The following is a 17,791-nucleotide window of genomic DNA, read 5'->3' as shown; positions in this document are numbered from 1 at the left end:
GTTATTTACCTTCCGCCTGCTTTTTTTGCGCAGGAGTCAAAAACCCCTCCAGCACAATCAGCAGTGCGCCGACGACAATCGCGCTATCCGCCAGATTAAACGTCGGGTAGTGCCAGTTATCGACATAAAAGTCCAGAAAGTCGATCACGTACCCATGCACCAGTCGATCAGCCAGATTACCGATGGCACCACCAATGATCATCGCATAGGCAATATTGTTCAGCTTCTGGCTGGCACTGGAGCGATGCATCATCGCCAGCAGCGCGACAACAATAACCAACGCTATCACCGCAAATAACCAGCGCTGCCAGCCGCCTTTATCTGCCAGAAAGCTAAACGCTGCGCCATAGTTATGGGCGTAGGTAAAATTGAAGAACGGCACCAGTTGTAACGATTCGCCCAGTTGAAAGTGGGTCATGACCCACTGTTTGCTGCCGAGATCGACCACCAGTACCAGTGCAGCCAGCCACAGCCAGCGCAGACCCGTTGCTCCAGTAGATTTACTCATCAGACAAATTTACGCTCTTCGCCATTGCCGCCAACATTGGTCGCACAGCGACCGCATACATCCGGATGCGCAGCATCACTGCCAATATCCGTTTCATAGTGCCAACAACGCGGACATTTTTCACCGTCGGCCTTACTAAGGACAACTTTCAGACCCGGTAATTCACTCTGCTGAGCATCCACCGGCGCATTTTCGTAACGTTCCAGCCGTGCTTTGGAGGTTAACAAGGCGAAATGTAGCTCACCTTGCAGGCTGTTAAGCGGCGCAAACAGCGTGTCATCAGCATACAATGTCACCGCCGCTTCCAGTGAACCACCGATGCGTTTGTCGTTACGCGCCTGCTCGATCACCTTGTTGACTTCACTGCGCACGTTCAGCATGTCCGCCCAGAAGGCATCGTTCATCGGCTCGCTGTCAGCCAGCCCGAATAAACCGTCATACCACTCTTCGGTAAACACAAACTGCGCTCGTTTACCCGGCAGATACCCCCAGATTTCATCGGCGGTAAACGACATGATCGGCGCCATCCACCGCACCAGCGCTTCAGCGATATGGAACAGCGCGGTCTGACAGCTGCGGCGCGCCACACTGTCGTGTTTCGCGGTGTACTGACGGTCCTTGATGATATCGAGATAAAACGAACCCATCTCAATAGAACAGAACTGCATCAGACGCTGCACCACACGGTGGAAATCGTAGCTCTCGTAAGCCTCGACGATTTCATCCTGTGCCGCTTTGGCGCAGCCTACCGCCCAACGATCCAGCACCACCATGTCTTCTGGTTTTACGCTGTGCAGCGCCGGATCAAAACCATTCAGGTTAGCCAGCAGGAAACGCGCGGTGTTGCGGATACGGCGATAGGCATCAGCGGAACGTTTGAGGATCTCATCAGATACCGCTATCTCGCCGGAGTAATCAGTCGAGCCGATCCACAAGCGCAGAATATCCGCACCCAGTTTATCCATCACGTCCTGCGGGCTGACGGTGTTGCCGATGGATTTCGACATCTTGCGACCCTGACCATCCACGGTGAAGCCGTGGGTCAGTACCTGACGGTACGGCGCTTTACCCTTGATGGCGGTAGAAATCATCAGCGAAGACATGAACCAGCCGCGATGCTGGTCGGAACCTTCCAGATACATATCTGCCGCGTGGCCGCTGAATTCCGGGCGCACATCCACCACCGAAGCGTGGGTTGATCCGGAATCGAACCATACATCCAGCGTATCTGGCACTTTTTCATAATCGGCGGCTTGTGCACCCAGCAAATCAGCGGGGTTCAGATCCCACCACGCCTGAATGCCGTCCTGTTCGACACGTTGCGCTACCGCTTCAATCAGCTCGGTCGTACGTGGATGCAGTGCTTGCGTTTCTTTATGCACGAACAACGACATCGGCACGCCCCAGGTACGCTGACGAGAAATACACCAGTCAGGGCGGTTCGCCACCATCGACTCAATGCGTGCCTGGCCCCAATCCGGGATCCACTGCACACCTTTGATTTCTGACAGCGACTGTTGGCGCAGGCCGTTCTGATCCATACTCACGAACCACTGCGGTGTGGCGCGGAACAGAATCGGCGACTTATGGCGCCAGCAGCACGGGTAGCTGTGTTGTAGCTTCTCATGGTGCAATAGCGCGCCACGTTCACGCAGCAATTCAACGATCTTGTCGTTGGCTTTAAACACGAACAAGCCATCCAGCTCTGGGAAGGTTCCCGGCAGGTAGCAGCCGTTCGGTCCGACCGGATTAGCGATTTCCAACTGATATTTCTGGCTGATGACGTAGTCGTCAGGGCCGTGACCACCGGCGGTATGCACCGCACCGGTACCGGCGTCCAGCGTAACGTGATCGCCCAGAATGGCCGGCACATCGAACCCCATAAACGGATGACGAAAGCGCAGCAATTCCAGATCGCTACCTTTGACGGCATGACCCAAGCAGGCGTTGGCGTCACTTCCGGCAACGCGTTTGGCAACCGCGTCGGCCAGTCCTTCGGCAACGATAATCGCTTTACCCGCCACCTGAATCAGCACGTAATCAATCTCGGCATTCAGGGCAATGGCGCGGTTAGCCGGCAACGTCCACGGGGTGGTCGTCCAGATAACCAGTGCGACATCGCCATTTACCGCATCGTCAGTCAGGCCGAATTTTGCCAACACGGCGGCACGGTCAACCGCCTTGAACGCGACATCAATCGCCGGGGAGGTTCTGTCGTAATACTCGACTTCCGCTTCCGCCAGTGCAGAACCACAGTCAGCACACCAGTGCACCGGCTTAGCGCCCTTGTGCAGGTGCCCATTTTCGATAATGCGGCCCAGCGCACGAATGATGTTGGCTTCGGTTTTGAAATCCATCGTCAGGTACGGACGATCCCAATCGCCCAGCACACCCAGGCGGATAAAATCTTTCTTCTGCCCGGCAACCTGCTCAGCGGCATATTTGCGGCACTCTTCGCGGAACTGCGCGGCGCTCACCTTCTCACCTGGTTTGCCGACCAGTTGTTCTACTTTCAGTTCAATCGGCAGACCGTGACAGTCCCAACCCGGCACATATGGCGAGTCATAGCCGGATAACCCTTTGGACTTGATGATAATGTCTTTGAGAATCTTGTTAACCGAGTGACCAATGTGAATATTGCCGTTTGCATACGGCGGGCCGTCGTGAAGGATAAAGGTTTTTTTACCCTTCTTGGCGCCACGAATAATCCCGTACAGATCCTGCTCATACCAACGTTTCAGCATGTCAGGTTCGCGTTTGGCCAAATCGCCACGCATCGGGAACCCTGTTTCCGGCAAATTCAGGGTAGTTTTATAGTCACTCATTCGATTCTCGATTTCGTTTTTGGCTAGAGAAAAATTAAACCGGTGCCTTCAACCCGAAGAACTCACGGGCGGCCACCACATCGTTGGCGATCTGCTGCTTTAGCGCATCCAGCGAAGCAAACCGCTGCTCACTACGTAATTTTTTACACATCACCACATCTATATGTCGGCCATACAGATCCAGTGTTATATCCAGTAAATGCACTTCCAGTTGTTGGCGTTTGTCCCCCGTCACAGTAGGACGAGTGCCGATGTTGGCCACGCCAGGCAACGGCACGTCGCCAAGCCCGTGCACCTGAACCGCATACACGCCGCTGACCGGCGAGACCTGGCGTTTAAGAGGCAAATTAGCCGTTGGAAAACCGATGGTGCGCCCCAGCTCATTGCCGTGCACCACCCGGCCAGAGATACTGAACGGGTGACCCAGTAGTTCCTGCGCCAGTGCCAGATTGTCCTGCGCCAGCGCTTCGCGCACAGCAGTGCTACTTACCCGCTTGCCGCTGCTGCAAAAAGTCGTGGTGCTGATCACCTCGAAACCCAGCTCGGCACCGGCTTTCTGTAATAACAGGAAATCCCCCTCGCGGCCAGCCCCGAAGTGGAAGTCATCCCCCACCACCAGAAATTTCACCCCTAGCTTTTCCACCAACAGGTTGGAAATAAAGGTATTGGCATGATTAGCGGCAAAACTGGTATCAAACGTTACGCATAACAGGTAATCCACACCAGCCTGTGCCAGGTATTTCACCTTGTCGCGCAATCGGGTCAGCCGCGCTGGCGCCTTTTCCGCAGCAAACAATTCCAGCGGCTGAGGCTCGAAAATCATCACCATCACCGGCAACCCGCGTGCCTGCCCTTCCTGCTTCAGACGCTCAAGCAATGCCTGATGCCCACGGTGGACACCGTCAAAGTTACCAATAGTTAGCACACAGCCATAATGGCAGGTCTGGAGATTGTGTATACCGCGGATTAGCTGCATAACTGGCTCAAAACAGTGGAAATCGGCGGATTATACCTTGTACAGCGACCAAGGTTAACCCGCGATTCATGCCTTTTGTTGCCAGTCCGGCGTATTTCGCCGCCCCGCTTCGATGAGAATTTTTCATATTCCAGAACTCAGGCGCATCGCCGGATACATAGCTTTTAACCCGCAATCAAACGGTTGACGCGGCAACAGCGGCAAAGGGTGAATTTATGACGCGAAAGGCTGTATTCCCGACGCTTAAGCTGCTAAAATCCCGCGCCATCACAACGTAACAAGCGCTGGCGTACAAACGGCGCTTATTTGCACAAATCCATTGACAAAAGAAGGCTAAAAGGGCATATTCCTCGGCCTTTGAATTGTCCTCGATAGAATATATTTGGGAGTTGGACCTTGGCTAATATCAAATCAGCTAAGAAACGCGCCGTACAATCTGAGAAGCGCCGCAAGCACAACGCAAGCCGTCGCTCCATGATGCGTACTTTCATCAAGAAAGTGTATGCGGCCATCGCCACCGGCGATAAAGAAGCTGCGCAGAAAGCATTTAATGACATGCAACCGATCGTGGATCGTCAGGCCAGCAAAGGTCTGATCCACAAAAACAAAGCTGCTCGTCATAAATCCAATCTGACTGCGCAGATCAACGCGATGCAGTAATCACGTTTACGTGATAAATCGCTAAAAAAACCGGCCAAGGCCTAATGCCGATCGTTTAAGGATCGGTTGACCGATCCGGTGGCTGATGTAAAAAGGGTTCATGTCTTCACATGGACCCTTTTTAATGGAACTTTCACAGGCCCTCGGCATTATCAATCTTACCGCTCCCGATGAAGTTCAGAGTCTTGCCGACCTCCTTTCCCCCGACCTTATTCAGCAGGCCTTTACCCTCACGGATACCGTGACGCTACGTAAGCGTAAGCTTCCCCTCGAATCCATGGTCTGGCTGGTTATAGGTATGGCTATTTTCAACAACAAGCCTGTGTCCCATATCGTCAATCTGATGGACATCGCTGACCGGACTGGCAGACCTTTTACCGCACCCAGCTCCGTCATTGCCCGCCGCAAAACGCTGGGTGAGGATGCCATTAGAGTGCTGTTCGAACTGACACAACAGCACTGGCATGAAGAATCCCGGCATCCGCTCTGGAACGGGCTGACGCTGAACGCCGTTGATGGCGTGGTCTGGCGAACGCCCGACACACCGGAAAATGCCGCTGCCTTCGCGAAAGCGGAAAATCAGTACGGTGAAAAAGGCTTCCCGCAGGTCCGCATGGTGTGTCTGATGGAACTGAGCAGTCACCTGCTGCGCGCCAGCGTGATGGGCCGGTATGACGTTAATGAGATGCGGCTGGCGGCAGGACTGGCAAAGCAGGCACCGGATAATAGCGTGACGTTGTTCGACAGGGGCTTCTGGTCAACAGGCCTGCTGCATGACTGGCACAGGGCAGGTGAGAACCGCCACTGGTTGTTGCCGCTGAAAAAGGGCACGCAGTATGAGGTGATACGCAGACTGGGCAGGCAGGATGAACTGATAACGCTGAAGACCTCGCCACAGGCAAGAAAACAGTGGGAAGGTCTGCCGGATGAGCTCACTGTCCGGTTAATCAGCAGGAAGGTTAACGGTGTGGAACGTCAGGTTGTCACATCGATGACGGACGCGATGCGTTACCCGGCGGCAGACATAGCAGAACTCTACAAACACCGGTGGGAAATCGAACTGGGGTATCGTGAGGCGAAGCAGTTCCTGTGCGGCAACCGCTGGACGCTGAGAAGTAAATTACCGGAGATGGTGAGACAGGAGCTGTGGGGGATACTGCTGACATACAACCTGGTGCGGTATCAGATGGTGAAAATGGCGTTCAGCCTGAAAGGAGATTATCTGCCGTATCAGCTGAGCTTCAGCGGTTCGGTGGCAGAAATCATGCGGCTGTTAATCGGGCTGCCATGGTCCTCACCGGGAGCAGTGCCGGGACACCTGAAGCACTTCTACAGCAATGCCGCGATGCTGAAACTGCCGCCGAGACGGGAGCGGGAGTATGAAAGAGAAGTGAGGCAAAAAAAGCCCAAATACCCTTTTAAAAACAATGCCAGTCACCTTAAGTGACTGGCATTAGGCCAAGGCCGGTTTTTTTGTACCTGCGGACGGCAAAAAACGTTTTATTCTCGAAACAGGGAAGAGAAATCTTCATTGCAAACACGCTGCACTGCCGGGTGTTGAATCATTCGTTCGGCGAAAATAACGTAATACTCATCCTGAATGTTATCGATACGACCGACTTCTATAATCTCACCTTGTGCAACCATTTCGTGAGCATGTAGCGACGGCGCAACGAAAATCGCGCTATGACTCATGCCAAAAGCGGACATCAGCGCCGCGTCATCAAACTCCCCCATGATATCTACCGGCAGGTTCTGCTCATTAAACCAACTAAGCAACTTGCGGCCCAACATCGTGCGGCGAGCGGGAATTAATAACTTACTTTGCGACAGACAAGCAGGAAAAGGTAATTCCGGTCCCGGCCATCGACAGTAAAAACTCACCCCGCATTCGCCAAGCTTACGGGAAAATAATCCTGCCTGCTGACCGGAATCCACCGGGCAGTCTGACAGAATCATATCCAGCTTATGCTGACTCAACTGTTCAATCAGCATCTCATGGGTAGACTCAAAGCAGCGCAGGTGTATCGGCATTTGTTCATTCACCACCGTTTCCAATACCCGGCTCACCAACCGTTTGGATAAGGCATCCGCAACGCCGACATCGAACAACAGGCTGGACTCCTTACGGTAATTCACGATATCCAGCATTTCCTGGCCCAGCGCAAACATCTTGTCCGCATAGCGAAACACCAACTGCCCCAGCTCAGTCGGCTCCAGACCACGCCCTTTACGCTTGAACAATTTCCCCTGCAGACGCTCTTCCAGCAACTTTATCTGCCCGGTAATGGTCTGCGGCGTCAGAAACAACCTTTCAGCAGCTCCTGCTATCGAACCAGCCTTACACACCTGCCAGAAATAATAGAGATGATTGAAGTTGATGTGCGACATACACTCGCTCCCCTTCGCTCATAATTCAGCGTTGCGTGGCAGGCAACACCGCGCGCAGCGTCAGGTAACCCAGCACCGCTGTCGTCAATGACGTCAACAGAATCGCCAGTTTGGCATACAGAATATCCTGCGCAGCCACATCACCAAACGCCAGCAAGGTAATGAAAATAGACATAGTGAAACCGATGCCGCACAGCACCGATACCGCCATCACCTGACGAAAATCTACGCCTGCCGGCAATTTACCCAACCCAAGGCGAATCACCAACCAGCTAAACAACGACACGCCAATCGGTTTGCCCAGCAGTAACCCACTGGCGATACCCAACGTTAATGGCGATAGCAAATGCTCAACGACAACACCCTGCAACGAAATACCGGCATTAGCGAAAGCAAACAACGGGATCACCAAAAAGGCAATCCAACTCGCCAGCCCATGCTCCAGCGTACTGGCTGGTGACGGGGAGCCAGCAGGAACGCGCAGCGGAATAAAGAAACCGACGATCACTCCAGCCAGCGTGGCATGAACGCCAGATTTCAGAATACAGACCCACAGCACGATGCCGACCAATAGATAGGCAGAGGTTTTCATCACCTGCTGATGGTTCATGTACGCCAGCACCACAATCGCTGCCAGCGCCACTGCCAACGCCATCCAATGCAGTTGATGAGTATAGAACAAGGCGATGATCACAATCGCACCCAGATCATCAATGATCGCCAACGCCAACAGAAACACTTTCAACCCTGTCGGCACGCGCTTACCCAACAACACCAGAATACCAACCGCGAAGGCGATATCTGTTGCAGTGGGGATAGCCCAGCCGGAACGCGTTTCCGCTTCGGTAACATTGAACAGCAGGAAAAACAGCGCGGGAACCAGCATCCCGCCAAAAGCCGCCACGACCGGCAGCATCGCCTGCCGCCGACTCGCCAACGCCCCTACTACCAGTTCACGTTTAACTTCCAACCCAACCTGCAGGAAAAACAGCGCCATCAGGCCATCATTGATCCACAGTAGCAGCGGTTTGTTGATTTCCAGTGCGCCAATGCCGAATACCACCGGTATCTCCAGAAAGGAGTGATACCACGGTAATGTGGCCGGCATGTTGGCGACCAGCAGCGCCAACAGCGTTGCGACAATCAGAATCATGCCAGCAGCTGCTTCCAGGCTTGTCAGATAACGGAATAGCTTTATCACGTTTTTTCTCCCTTACCGTATCGGCGGACATCACTGCCCGATAATGGATAGCAAGGTTAAGCCACAAAATTCATCGTTAAAAGCAGTTTTAAACTGGATTAATACTCGTAAAAACCGATCTATTGAATGATACCGATAAAAAAACCAGCCAGGATTTATCCAGACTGGTCTTTATTGCAACTGGCTAATCGGTGGAATCAGCGAGTCAAATCATCAAAGAATTTCTTCACACCATCGAAGAAGCTTTTGGAACGTGGGCTGTTGCCTTCACCCGTCGGGCCGCCGAAGCTTTCCTGCAACTCCTGCAACAGCTGTTTTTGACGATCATTCAGATTGACCGGCGTTTCCACCACGACGCGGCACAACAGATCACCCTGAGCGCCGCCGCGTACTGATTTCACGCCCTTGCCGCGCATACGAAACAACTTGCCGGTTTGCGTTTCCGGCGGCACTTTTAGCATCACCCGTCCATCCAGCGTCGGCACTTCAATCTCGCCGCCCAGCGCCGCCATGGCGAAGTTGATTGGTACTTCGCAGTAGAGGTTGTTGTCCTCACGCTGGAAGATCGGGTGCTCACGCACCTGCACCTGTACATACAGATCGCCAGCCGGAGCGCCGAACTCTCCCGCTTCGCCCTCACCGGCCAGACGGATGCGATCACCGGTATCCACACCAGCGGGGATCTTGACCGACAGCGTCTTGCTTTTCTCAACACGCCCGTGACCATGGCACTTGGTGCAAGGGTCTTTAATAATTTTGCCGCGCCCATGACAGTGCGGACAAGTCTGCTGAACCGTGAAGAACCCCTGGCGCATCTGCACCTGCCCGTTGCCGTGACAGGTAGGACAGGTTACCGCGCTACTGCCCGGCTTGGCACCGCTGCCATGGCAAACGTCGCATTCCTGCAATGTCGGGATACGGATCTCTTTGGTGACGCCACGAACCGCTTCTTCCAGCGTCAACTCCATGGTGTAGCGTAAATCAGAACCGCGGCTCGCACGCTGACGGCGGCCTCCGCCAAAGATATCGCCAAACACATCGCCGAAAATATCGCCAAAATCAGCGCCGCCGAAACCACCGGCGCCACCGCCACCCATACCGCCTTGCTCAAACGCGGCATGTCCATACTGATCGTAGGCGGCGCGTTTCTGAGCATCGGTCAAAATCTCGTAGGCTTCTTTGACTTCTTTGAACTTAGCCTCAGCGTCTTTATCACCTGGATTACGATCCGGGTGATATTTCATCGCCAGCCGTTTGTAAGCCTTTTTGATGTCGCGTTCATCCGCGCCTTTCTCAACGCCCAGAATTTCGTAGTAGTCTTGCTTCGCCATTCTTTTTTCCTGCCCTCAACATGCGTGCACGGGCGCAGAGTTTCCCCGACGCCCGTGCTGGTTGCCAGCAACAGTATGAGCTACCGCTACTGCGCCCGCTTAAGGGCGATTATTTCTTGTCTTTGACTTCTTCGAACTCGGCGTCAACGACATCATCATCCCGACGAGCCGCATTGTCAGCGTCAGCAGCACCCGCTTGGGCCTGTTGCTGCTGAGCGGCTTCCAGCAGTTTGGTCGATGCTTCCGCCAGCTTGCTGATTTTCGCGTCGATGTCTGCTTTATCTTCGCCTTTGAGCGCCGTTTCCAGTGCTTTTAACGCTTCTTCGATAGCAGTTTTATCAGCCGCCGCCAGTTTGTCGCCGGTTTCTTCCAGCTGTTTACGGGTGCTATGCAACAGGTGATCGCCCTGATTGCGCGCCTGCACCAGTTCTTCAAACTTACGATCCGCTTCGGCGTTGGCTTCAGCGTCACGCACCATCTTCTGAATTTCATCCTCATTCAAGCCGGAAGACGCTTTGATGGTAATGTTCTGCTCACGACCACTGTTCTTGTCTTTGGCAGACACATGCAGGATACCGTCGGCGTCAATATCGAATGTCACTTCAATCTGCGGCATACCGCGTGGCGCCGGTTGGATACCATCCAGATTGAACTGCCCCAGCGACTTGTTATCGTGAGCACGTTTACGCTCGCCCTGCAACACGTGAATGGTCACCGCAGACTGGTTATCTTCCGCTGTTGAGAACACCTGGCTGTGTTTGGTCGGGATCGTGGTGTTCTTGTTAATCAGCGGAGTCATCACGCCGCCCATGGTTTCAATACCCAGAGACAGCGGGGTAACGTCCAGCAGCAGCACGTCTTTCACGTCACCAGCCAGTACGCCGCCCTGTACTGCAGCACCAATTGCCACAGCTTCGTCCGGGTTCACGTCTTTACGCGGTTCTTTACCGAAGAAATCAGCTACTTTCTTCTGTACCAGCGGCATACGAGTCTGACCACCAACCAGAATCACGTCATGGATTTCGGAAACGGACAGGCCAGCATCCTGCAACGCCACTTTCAGCGGCTCCAGCGAACGAGTCACCAGATCTTCAACCAGTGATTCCAGTTTGGCGCGAGTCACTTTGATATTCAGGTGTTTTGGACCAGTAGCATCAGCCGTGATGTACGGCAGGTTGACGTCAGTCTGCTGAGCGGAAGACAGTTCGATCTTCGCTTTTTCCGCCGCTTCTTTCAGACGTTGCATTGCCAACGGGTCGTTACGCAGGTCAAAACCCTGCTCTTTTTTGAATTCATCAACCAGATAGTTGATCATACGGCTGTCGAAGTCTTCGCCGCCCAGATGGGTATCACCATTGGTTGCCAGCACTTCAAAAGTTTTTTCGCCGTCTACGTCATCGATTTCAATGATGGAGATATCGAACGTACCGCCGCCCAGGTCATACACGGCGATAGTGCGGTTGCCGACACCTTTGTCCAGACCGTAAGCCAGCGCAGCCGCCGTCGGTTCATTGATGATACGTTTGACTTCCAGCCCGGCAATACGACCGGCGTCTTTGGTCGCCTGACGCTGGGCATCGTTGAAGTAAGCCGGTACGGTGATAACCGCTTCGGTGATGGTTTCACCCAGATAATCTTCCGCCGTCTTTTTCATTTTTTTCAGCACTTCAGCGGAAATCTGCGGCGGAGCCAGCTTCTGATCTTTTACTTCCACCCAGGCATCGCCGTTGTCAGCCGGGATGATTTTATACGGCATGATGTTGGTGTCACGCTGCACTTCTTCATCCTGAAAACGACGGCCAATCAGACGTTTGATGGCGAACAGCGTATTTTTGGGGTTAGTCACCGCCTGACGTTTAGCCGGTTGGCCAACCAGAGTTTCACCATCTTGCGTGTAAGCAATAATGGAAGGCGTGGTGCGATCACCTTCGCTGTTTTCCAGTACCTTAACCTGCGTACCGTCCATAATCGCTACACAAGAGTTGGTTGTACCCAAGTCGATACCAATAATCTTACCCATCTAAACATCTCCACTTAAAAGTCATATCCGGGGTGGTGGTTTAACTTACTATGCGGGCGAAATACTACTTTTCAATACCCCGAAATCGTCGTTATCTTTTCAGTCAAACCGCGTCGTTGTCTCTAAGATGGGGACGACAATTCCGTCATCAAGGGGGACTAACCAAAAAAAACTGCATCTTCCCGGTTTTTGATCAAATTATTCGCAACCTATCGGGTTGTATCACCCATTCCCGCCAGCTATGATGCCGCGCTCACTGCAGAAAAGGGGATAACCCAGCCTGACAGCGAGTACCCGCGATGCGCCATTCATCTCACACAGGCACGTCTGCCGGGCAAACTTTAGGCACAACACCACATTGATCATTTTGTTATTGCAGAGGATGTATGCACGAGAAAACGTTGGCAAACCCTGGCCCTCTGGGACTGATGGGCTTCGGGATGACCACCATTCTGTTAAACCTGCACAACGCAGGCTTTTTCCCACTGACTTCCATTATTCTGAGCATGGGTATCTTCTACGGCGGTATCGCTCAGATCCTGGCCGGCCTGCTGGAATATAAAAAAGGCAATACCTTTGGCGTTACCGCTTTTACATCTTACGGCGCGTTCTGGCTGACTCTGGTCGCCATCATCATGCTGCCGAAAATGGGTCTGGCGGACGCAGCTGATGCCCAGTTCCTGGGCGTATTCCTGGCACTGTGGGGCATCTTCACCCTGTTTATGTTCTTCGGCACGCTGGGCGCCAACCGCGCACTGCAGTTCGTTTTCGCCAGCCTGACAGTGCTGTTCGCGCTGCTGGCTATCGGTAACATTACCGGCAACCACGCGCTGCTGACCTTTGCGGGTTATGAAGGGATTATCTGCGGTGCCAGCGCTATCTATCTGGCGATGGCCGAAGTGCTCAACGAACAGTATGGCCGCACCATACTGCCGATTGGCGCACGCGGCGCACACTGACAGATAAATGCGACAAGCGTTATCAAGCAGATAAAATAAAAGACAAAAAAGAGAGGCTAGTGTATGCCTCTCTTTATTTTAGCCAGGAGGGCTATCCCCCCAGCACATCAACCAGCCTCTATAATAGACTACTTACGCCTATAGACTTATACGCTGGCAGGAGCCGTCACCTGTTGTTCCGCCTGTGCCTCTACCTCACGGTGAGTCTGACTTTGCAGGTAAATCCCCAATACCAGCCCCAACGCGCACAATGCCAGCACGTAAAAAGCCGGCGCCAGCGGCGTCCATTTCATCAGCAGCGTAACGAAAATAGGCGTCATGCCGCCAAAAATAGCGTAAGCCAGATTGTACGAAAAAGAGATGCCGGAGAAACGCACCGCAGCCGGGAATGATCGCACCATCACGTATGGCACCGCACCAACCACCCCGACGCCCAATCCCGCCAGCGCATAGCTAACAAACAGCAAGCTATGACTCTGAGCGGCATGGGAATAAAAGAACCAACTGCACCCCGCACACATCAGGCTGAAGATGACTAAGGTACGGCCAACGCCAATCTGGTCCACCGCCAGCCCGACGATAATACAACCGAGCATCAGCATGACCGTCGCCAGACTGTTGGCCTGTAATGTCAACGCGGTGGGAATGCCATGCAACTTCTGCAGATATACCGGTGCCATCAAAATCACCACCACAATACCGGCAGACAGTATCCAGGTCAGCAACATGCTGACCAGAACCGCTTTCTTATGACGTAATACGATGGTCTTGAGCGGCAACTCAGCCGCCAGCGCTTTGTGCGCCTGCATTTCGCGGAAAATCGGCGTTTCGTGTAACCAGCGGCGCAAATAGAGCGCGATAAGCCCAAAAATGCCGCCAATAAAGAATGGAATACGCCAACCGCCGGAGACAATCTGCGAAGGCAGCAGCAAGGTATTAAGCAAGGTGGCAACCATCGAGCCAAACAGAATGCCCAGCGTCAACCCAGCAGTCAGCGTACCGCAGGCGATACCGATACGGGAACGCGGGACGTGCTCCGCCACAAACACCCACGCGCCCGGCACTTCACCGCCAATCGCTGCCCCTTGCAGCACCCGCATCAACAGCAGCAGCAACGGCGCAGCGATACCGATGGAAGCATAGGTCGGCAACATACCCATTCCCAGCGTGGGCAATGCCATCAGCAGGATACTCAGGCTGAACATTTTCTTGCGACCGACACGATCGCCAAAATGTGCCATCACGATACCGCCGAGCGGACGCGCCAGATAGCCCGCGGCAAAGATGCCGAAGGTCTGTACCTGCCGCAGCCATTCAGGAATATCTGACGGGAAAAAGAGATCACCAATCACGGCGGCAAAAAAGACGAAAATGATGAAGTCGTAAAACTCCAGCGCGCCACCCAATGCCGCCAACGAGAGGGTTTGATAATCGTGTCGATTCAATCGACGATGCTGCTCACCAATCATAAATCACCGCATAATACCAGTACGATAAGAAAACAAACTTACATTATCGTGTAAATAAAACATTACTATAGCGGCAGATTTTTGACACACCAGCACCATGCGATGGTTATCATCTAAATACGGTAACTTCAGCTTTTTATATCGCGTATTGCACTCTTGGGACGAAAAGCTGCTACTACGTCCGGATTGGTTTCGATATAAGGCCCTTCCAGCAGCTGGATACAGTAGGGAACACTGGCGAAAATACCCGGCACAATAACCTGACCCGTTGCATCTTTCAGGCCGGTAAGGGTTTCACGAATAGATTTTGGCTGCCCCGGTAGATTGAGGATCAACGCCTGCTTGCGAATGACCCCTACCTGACGCGACAAAATAGCGGTAGGCACAAAGCGCAGGCTGATCTGACGCATCTGCTCACCAAACCCCGGCATTTCCCGGTCGGCTACCGCCAGCGTAGCGTCCGGCGTCACATCCCGCCGTGCCGGTCCCGTACCGCCGGTAGTCAGCACCAGATGACAACCGCATTCATCCACCAGCTCACACAGTGTCTGTTCAATCAGCGGCTGTTCATCCGGCACCAGGCGGGTTTGCACCTCAAACGGGGTGAGCAGTGCTTCCGTCAGCCATGTCTGCAGAGCAGGAATACCCTCATCCTGATAGACGCCGCTGGATGCGCGATCAGAAATAGATACCAAACCAACGCACAGACTGTTCATAAGCACCTCTTGTTCATCAAAAAATTTATTCCATCAGTCCAATTAATCATCTGATGCATGAAAATCATTCAAAAATCTGCTCACAAATGAGACAATGCTTGAAATACGTACGGCGACATCATAACCAGTCCGCAACTGTGCATAATGTCTACTGATTCAACGAACTAACTGTCGATTATCAATTAATATTTCTAACCACAACAATCATTAAGAGTCTACCCCAGCCGATATCATTATCGCAGCCAGATTGAACAGGAAAAGTGAACGGAAACCACTACGTGAATAACGGATATGCGGATTCCAGGCACTCCCCCCTCCGGTAAGAGCAGTGCCTTAGCGGAGTTAGCTCTGTAAGTATGGCTGGGTTGTCAGGCAATAGCGCATCACCGGGTAGTGCAGGAAAAAGTGAATGAGTGTTATTAAAAGTCACATTGTTAGATTGTTTGCCAATCCGGTTTCCGCTTTTATCTTTTTTGGCCTGTTTTCAGTCACTCTGACCAGCCTGTTGTTGCTGAATTCCCGGCAAAAAGACTGGCAAGAAGAAAAACGTAATTTTGATAATATCATCCATCTGCACGAGTCCTACAATTCCGGTGGTGACGTCACCGAAAGCAACCATTTCTACAAAGTCGGTAATTCACTGTTCTCCCAAGTACGTATTATGGCTCTCAACACCCGCGACACCAGCCATGAGTGCATCAACCGTTTGTCGGAACTCAACCTTTCGCTCAACAACATGGCGATTATCCGGGTATGCCAGAATTCGTTGCCGTCCTCCGCTAATTCACCGGAAAAAAATCAGCTCACCACCGTCACGCCCATCCTTTCGCCTACCGATAAACTGATCGGCGTGCGCGTGCGCGTCACAACATTGGGAGGCACGCCCGGCTTTAGCCACATCGTCACCTCCTCTGCGGAAATCATCACACTGGTTTGCATCAGCCTGATGATTGCCATCATGGGCAGCCTGTTATCGCTGGTTGCGAAAAAATACCTGATTGAGCTGCCTGCCACAGCCCGTTACGACGATCTAACCGGCTTTCTGCGCCGGGACGCGTTTTACCAGTCAGCCAACCGCGCGCTGAAAACAGCACGTCAGGAAGATAAGCTGCTTTGCGTCATGCTGATTGATATTGACCACTTCAAGCAGGTGAACGACACACTAGGACATGCGGCTGGCGGCGCTAAAAGCAGTCGCGGACATTATTCGTCACTCGTTTCGTGATCACGACATCCTGTGCCGCCTGGGCGGCGATGAGTTTGTCGTCGTGCTGCCCGGCATCGCCGGGAATTAGCGTCAGCATTGGGCTGGTGGCGGTCGAGTCGCCGGAGGAAGGGCTGGATGACCTCATCAACCGCGCCGACATCAACCTCTATCTGGCAAAACGAACCCGCAACTGCACCATCGCCACGCCGCTAACGCCGCTCCAGCAGGACATCACAGAAACAAAAACGGCCAGCGCCAGCTGACCGTTTTCTGCACCTTGCATCAAGCCTTACAGCAATTCGGCAATCATTTTTTCCAGTTTTTCCTGGTCTATCGCAAACTTGCGGATACCGTCGGCCAGTTTGTCCACCGCCATCGGATCCTGATTGTGCTGCCAGTAAAACTCGGACTCCGTCAGCTTAGCCGGGCGCGCTTTCACCTCGCCCTGATAAGAGAGTTTAGGCACTACCTCACCCTGGCTTTCCGCCAGCTCTTTGAGCAGCGCCGGGGCAATAGTCAGACGGTCGCAGCCGGCCAGTTCCAGAATCTCACCCGCATTACGGAAGCTGGCTCCCATGACCACGGTTTCATAACCGTGTTCCTTATAATATGCGTAAATATTTGTCACAGAGATAACGCCTGGGTCTTCGTGCGCTGCGAACTCCTTCTTGTCGCCATTGGCGATGTACCAGTCCAGATTGCGGCCCACGAACGGAGAAATCAGGAACACACCCGCTTCGGCACAGGCACGCGCCTGAGCAAACGAGAACAGCAGGGTCAGGTTACAGTTGATGCCTTCTTTTTCCAGTTGCTCCGCGGCACGAATACCCTGCCAGGTCGAAGCCAGTTTGATCAGGATACGGTCATTGCTGATACCGGCGTCGTTGTAGAGTTTGATCAGGCGTTTCGCCTTGGCAACGCTGGCCGCGGTATCATAGGAAAGACGAGCATCTACTTCGGTGGAGATACGTCCTGGAATCAGCTTGAGAATCTCCAGGCCGATATTAACCGCCAGTTTGTCTGTCGCATCGACAACCTGCTGCTCGCGTTTGCTGCTCTGCGCACGTGCCCAGGCCACGGCGTCATCAATCAGCGCACGGTATTGCGGAATTTGCGCTGCATTTAAAATCAGGGAAGGGTTGGTAGTGGCGTCCTGCGGCTGGTAAAGCTTCATTGCCGCGATATCGCCGGTATCCGCCACTACGGTGGTGAATCGACGTAGGGAAGTCAGTTTATCCGTCATGTTGGCCTTTCTCATTGTTTGTGCATGAACTGGTGGCAGGAACTATCGCCAGAGTCTGATAATAACACGCACCCAAGACCACGCAAGCGAACCAACAAAAAAACGGGAAGGCGAAAAATAAAAGATTAATATTAAAAATCAATAAAATAAATGCTATTCATTTTTGTTTCCTCCCGTTTCCAGCCCCAAAAAGCATGATGCCTCACACAACGCTGATTTATGGTGCCTGTCACAGCCATTGCCCTTTTTTTAGCGGCTTTTGCTACAGTAAGGCCAGTAAAAACA

General features: G+C 53.1%; 13 protein-coding genes and 1 pseudogene. 4 read left to right on the top strand and 10 right to left on the bottom strand.

Annotated features, from left to right (window positions below; genetic code table 11):
* Position 1: 1 nt before the first annotated feature.
* Genes lspA through ribF form a run of 3 tightly spaced genes read right to left on the bottom strand, consistent with a single transcriptional unit; the run spans position 2 to position 4,309 of the window.
* Positions 2-508 carry a signal peptidase II gene (lspA, locus tag Dpoa569_RS02845; RefSeq protein WP_042872857.1) on the bottom strand — a complete coding sequence of 169 codons (507 nt, stop codon included), beginning with the start codon at positions 506-508 and terminating at the stop codon, positions 2-4.
* Positions 508-3,333 (bottom strand): isoleucine--tRNA ligase, encoded by a 2,826-nt coding sequence (gene ileS, locus Dpoa569_RS02840; protein WP_042872858.1) that lies wholly within the window; start codon positions 3,331-3,333, stop codon positions 508-510. The genes lspA and ileS overlap by 1 nt, the downstream gene beginning before the upstream one ends.
* Before the next feature lie 34 nt (positions 3,334-3,367).
* Complete coding sequence (gene ribF, locus Dpoa569_RS02835) at positions 3,368-4,309, bottom strand: bifunctional riboflavin kinase/FAD synthetase (RefSeq protein WP_042872860.1); 942 nt, start codon at positions 4,307-4,309, stop codon at positions 3,368-3,370.
* A gap of 396 nt (positions 4,310-4,705) precedes the next feature.
* On the opposite strand from ribF, the gene rpsT reads away from it, so the two are divergent.
* A complete protein-coding gene (gene rpsT / locus Dpoa569_RS02830; protein ID WP_012768310.1) occupies positions 4,706-4,969 on the top strand; it encodes a 30S ribosomal protein S20 in 264 nt (87 codons plus the stop codon).
* 124 nt (positions 4,970-5,093) lie between these two features.
* Positions 5,094-6,416 carry an IS4 family transposase gene (locus tag Dpoa569_RS02825; protein ID WP_102800868.1) on the top strand — a complete coding sequence of 441 codons (1,323 nt, stop codon included), beginning with the start codon at positions 5,094-5,096 and terminating at the stop codon, positions 6,414-6,416.
* A 53-nt stretch (positions 6,417-6,469) separates the two neighbouring features.
* On the opposite strand, the gene nhaR is transcribed toward Dpoa569_RS02825, so the two are convergent.
* The 4 genes from nhaR to dnaK form a co-directional block, all read right to left on the bottom strand.
* Positions 6,470-7,360 carry a transcriptional activator NhaR gene (nhaR, locus tag Dpoa569_RS02820; RefSeq protein WP_042872861.1) on the bottom strand — a complete coding sequence of 297 codons (891 nt, stop codon included), beginning with the start codon at positions 7,358-7,360 and terminating at the stop codon, positions 6,470-6,472.
* A 25-nt stretch (positions 7,361-7,385) separates the two neighbouring features.
* Positions 7,386-8,513, bottom strand: coding sequence for a Na+/H+ antiporter NhaA (nhaA, locus tag Dpoa569_RS02815; protein WP_236614478.1), 1,128 nt, complete (start codon positions 8,511-8,513; stop codon positions 7,386-7,388).
* 245 nt (positions 8,514-8,758) lie between these two features.
* Positions 8,759-9,892, bottom strand: a complete 1,134-nt coding sequence (gene dnaJ / locus Dpoa569_RS02810) for a molecular chaperone DnaJ (protein ID WP_042872867.1) — start codon at positions 9,890-9,892, stop codon at positions 8,759-8,761.
* A gap of 109 nt (positions 9,893-10,001) precedes the next feature.
* The gene (dnaK, locus tag Dpoa569_RS02805) at positions 10,002-11,912 is read right to left on the bottom strand and encodes a molecular chaperone DnaK (protein ID WP_042872871.1); all 1,911 of its coding nucleotides are present in this window, start codon (positions 11,910-11,912) and stop codon (positions 10,002-10,004) included.
* Positions 11,913-12,298: 386 nt separating this feature from the next.
* On the opposite strand from dnaK, the gene satP reads away from it, so the two are divergent.
* Positions 12,299-12,871 (top strand): acetate uptake transporter, encoded by a 573-nt coding sequence (gene satP, locus Dpoa569_RS02800; RefSeq protein WP_042872873.1) that lies wholly within the window; start codon positions 12,299-12,301, stop codon positions 12,869-12,871.
* A 146-nt stretch (positions 12,872-13,017) separates the two neighbouring features.
* Here the strand turns inward: satP and Dpoa569_RS02795 are convergent, their stop codons facing one another.
* Both Dpoa569_RS02795 and mog read right to left on the bottom strand, forming a co-directional pair.
* Positions 13,018-14,340, bottom strand: coding sequence for an MFS transporter (locus tag Dpoa569_RS02795; RefSeq protein ID WP_042872874.1), 1,323 nt, complete (start codon positions 14,338-14,340; stop codon positions 13,018-13,020).
* A gap of 128 nt (positions 14,341-14,468) precedes the next feature.
* The gene (mog, locus tag Dpoa569_RS02790; RefSeq protein WP_146411029.1) at positions 14,469-15,056 is read right to left on the bottom strand and encodes a molybdopterin adenylyltransferase; all 588 of its coding nucleotides are present in this window, start codon (positions 15,054-15,056) and stop codon (positions 14,469-14,471) included.
* A 409-nt stretch (positions 15,057-15,465) separates the two neighbouring features.
* Here mog and Dpoa569_RS02785 point away from each other — a divergent pair.
* Positions 15,466-16,526: pseudogene (locus Dpoa569_RS02785) on the top strand (GGDEF domain-containing protein).
* A gap of 26 nt (positions 16,527-16,552) precedes the next feature.
* Here the strand turns inward: Dpoa569_RS02785 and tal are convergent.
* Positions 16,553-17,506, bottom strand: a complete 954-nt coding sequence (gene tal / locus Dpoa569_RS02780) for a transaldolase (RefSeq protein ID WP_042872875.1) — start codon at positions 17,504-17,506, stop codon at positions 16,553-16,555.
* Positions 17,507-17,791: the final 285 nt, after the last annotated feature.

The sequence above is a fragment of the Dickeya poaceiphila genome (assembly GCF_007858975.2).
GTDB classification, from domain to species: domain Bacteria; phylum Pseudomonadota; class Gammaproteobacteria; order Enterobacterales; family Enterobacteriaceae; genus Dickeya; species Dickeya poaceiphila.
The sequence above is the reverse complement of the archived record's forward strand: the minus strand, read 5'-3'. Positions and strand labels throughout refer to the sequence as shown.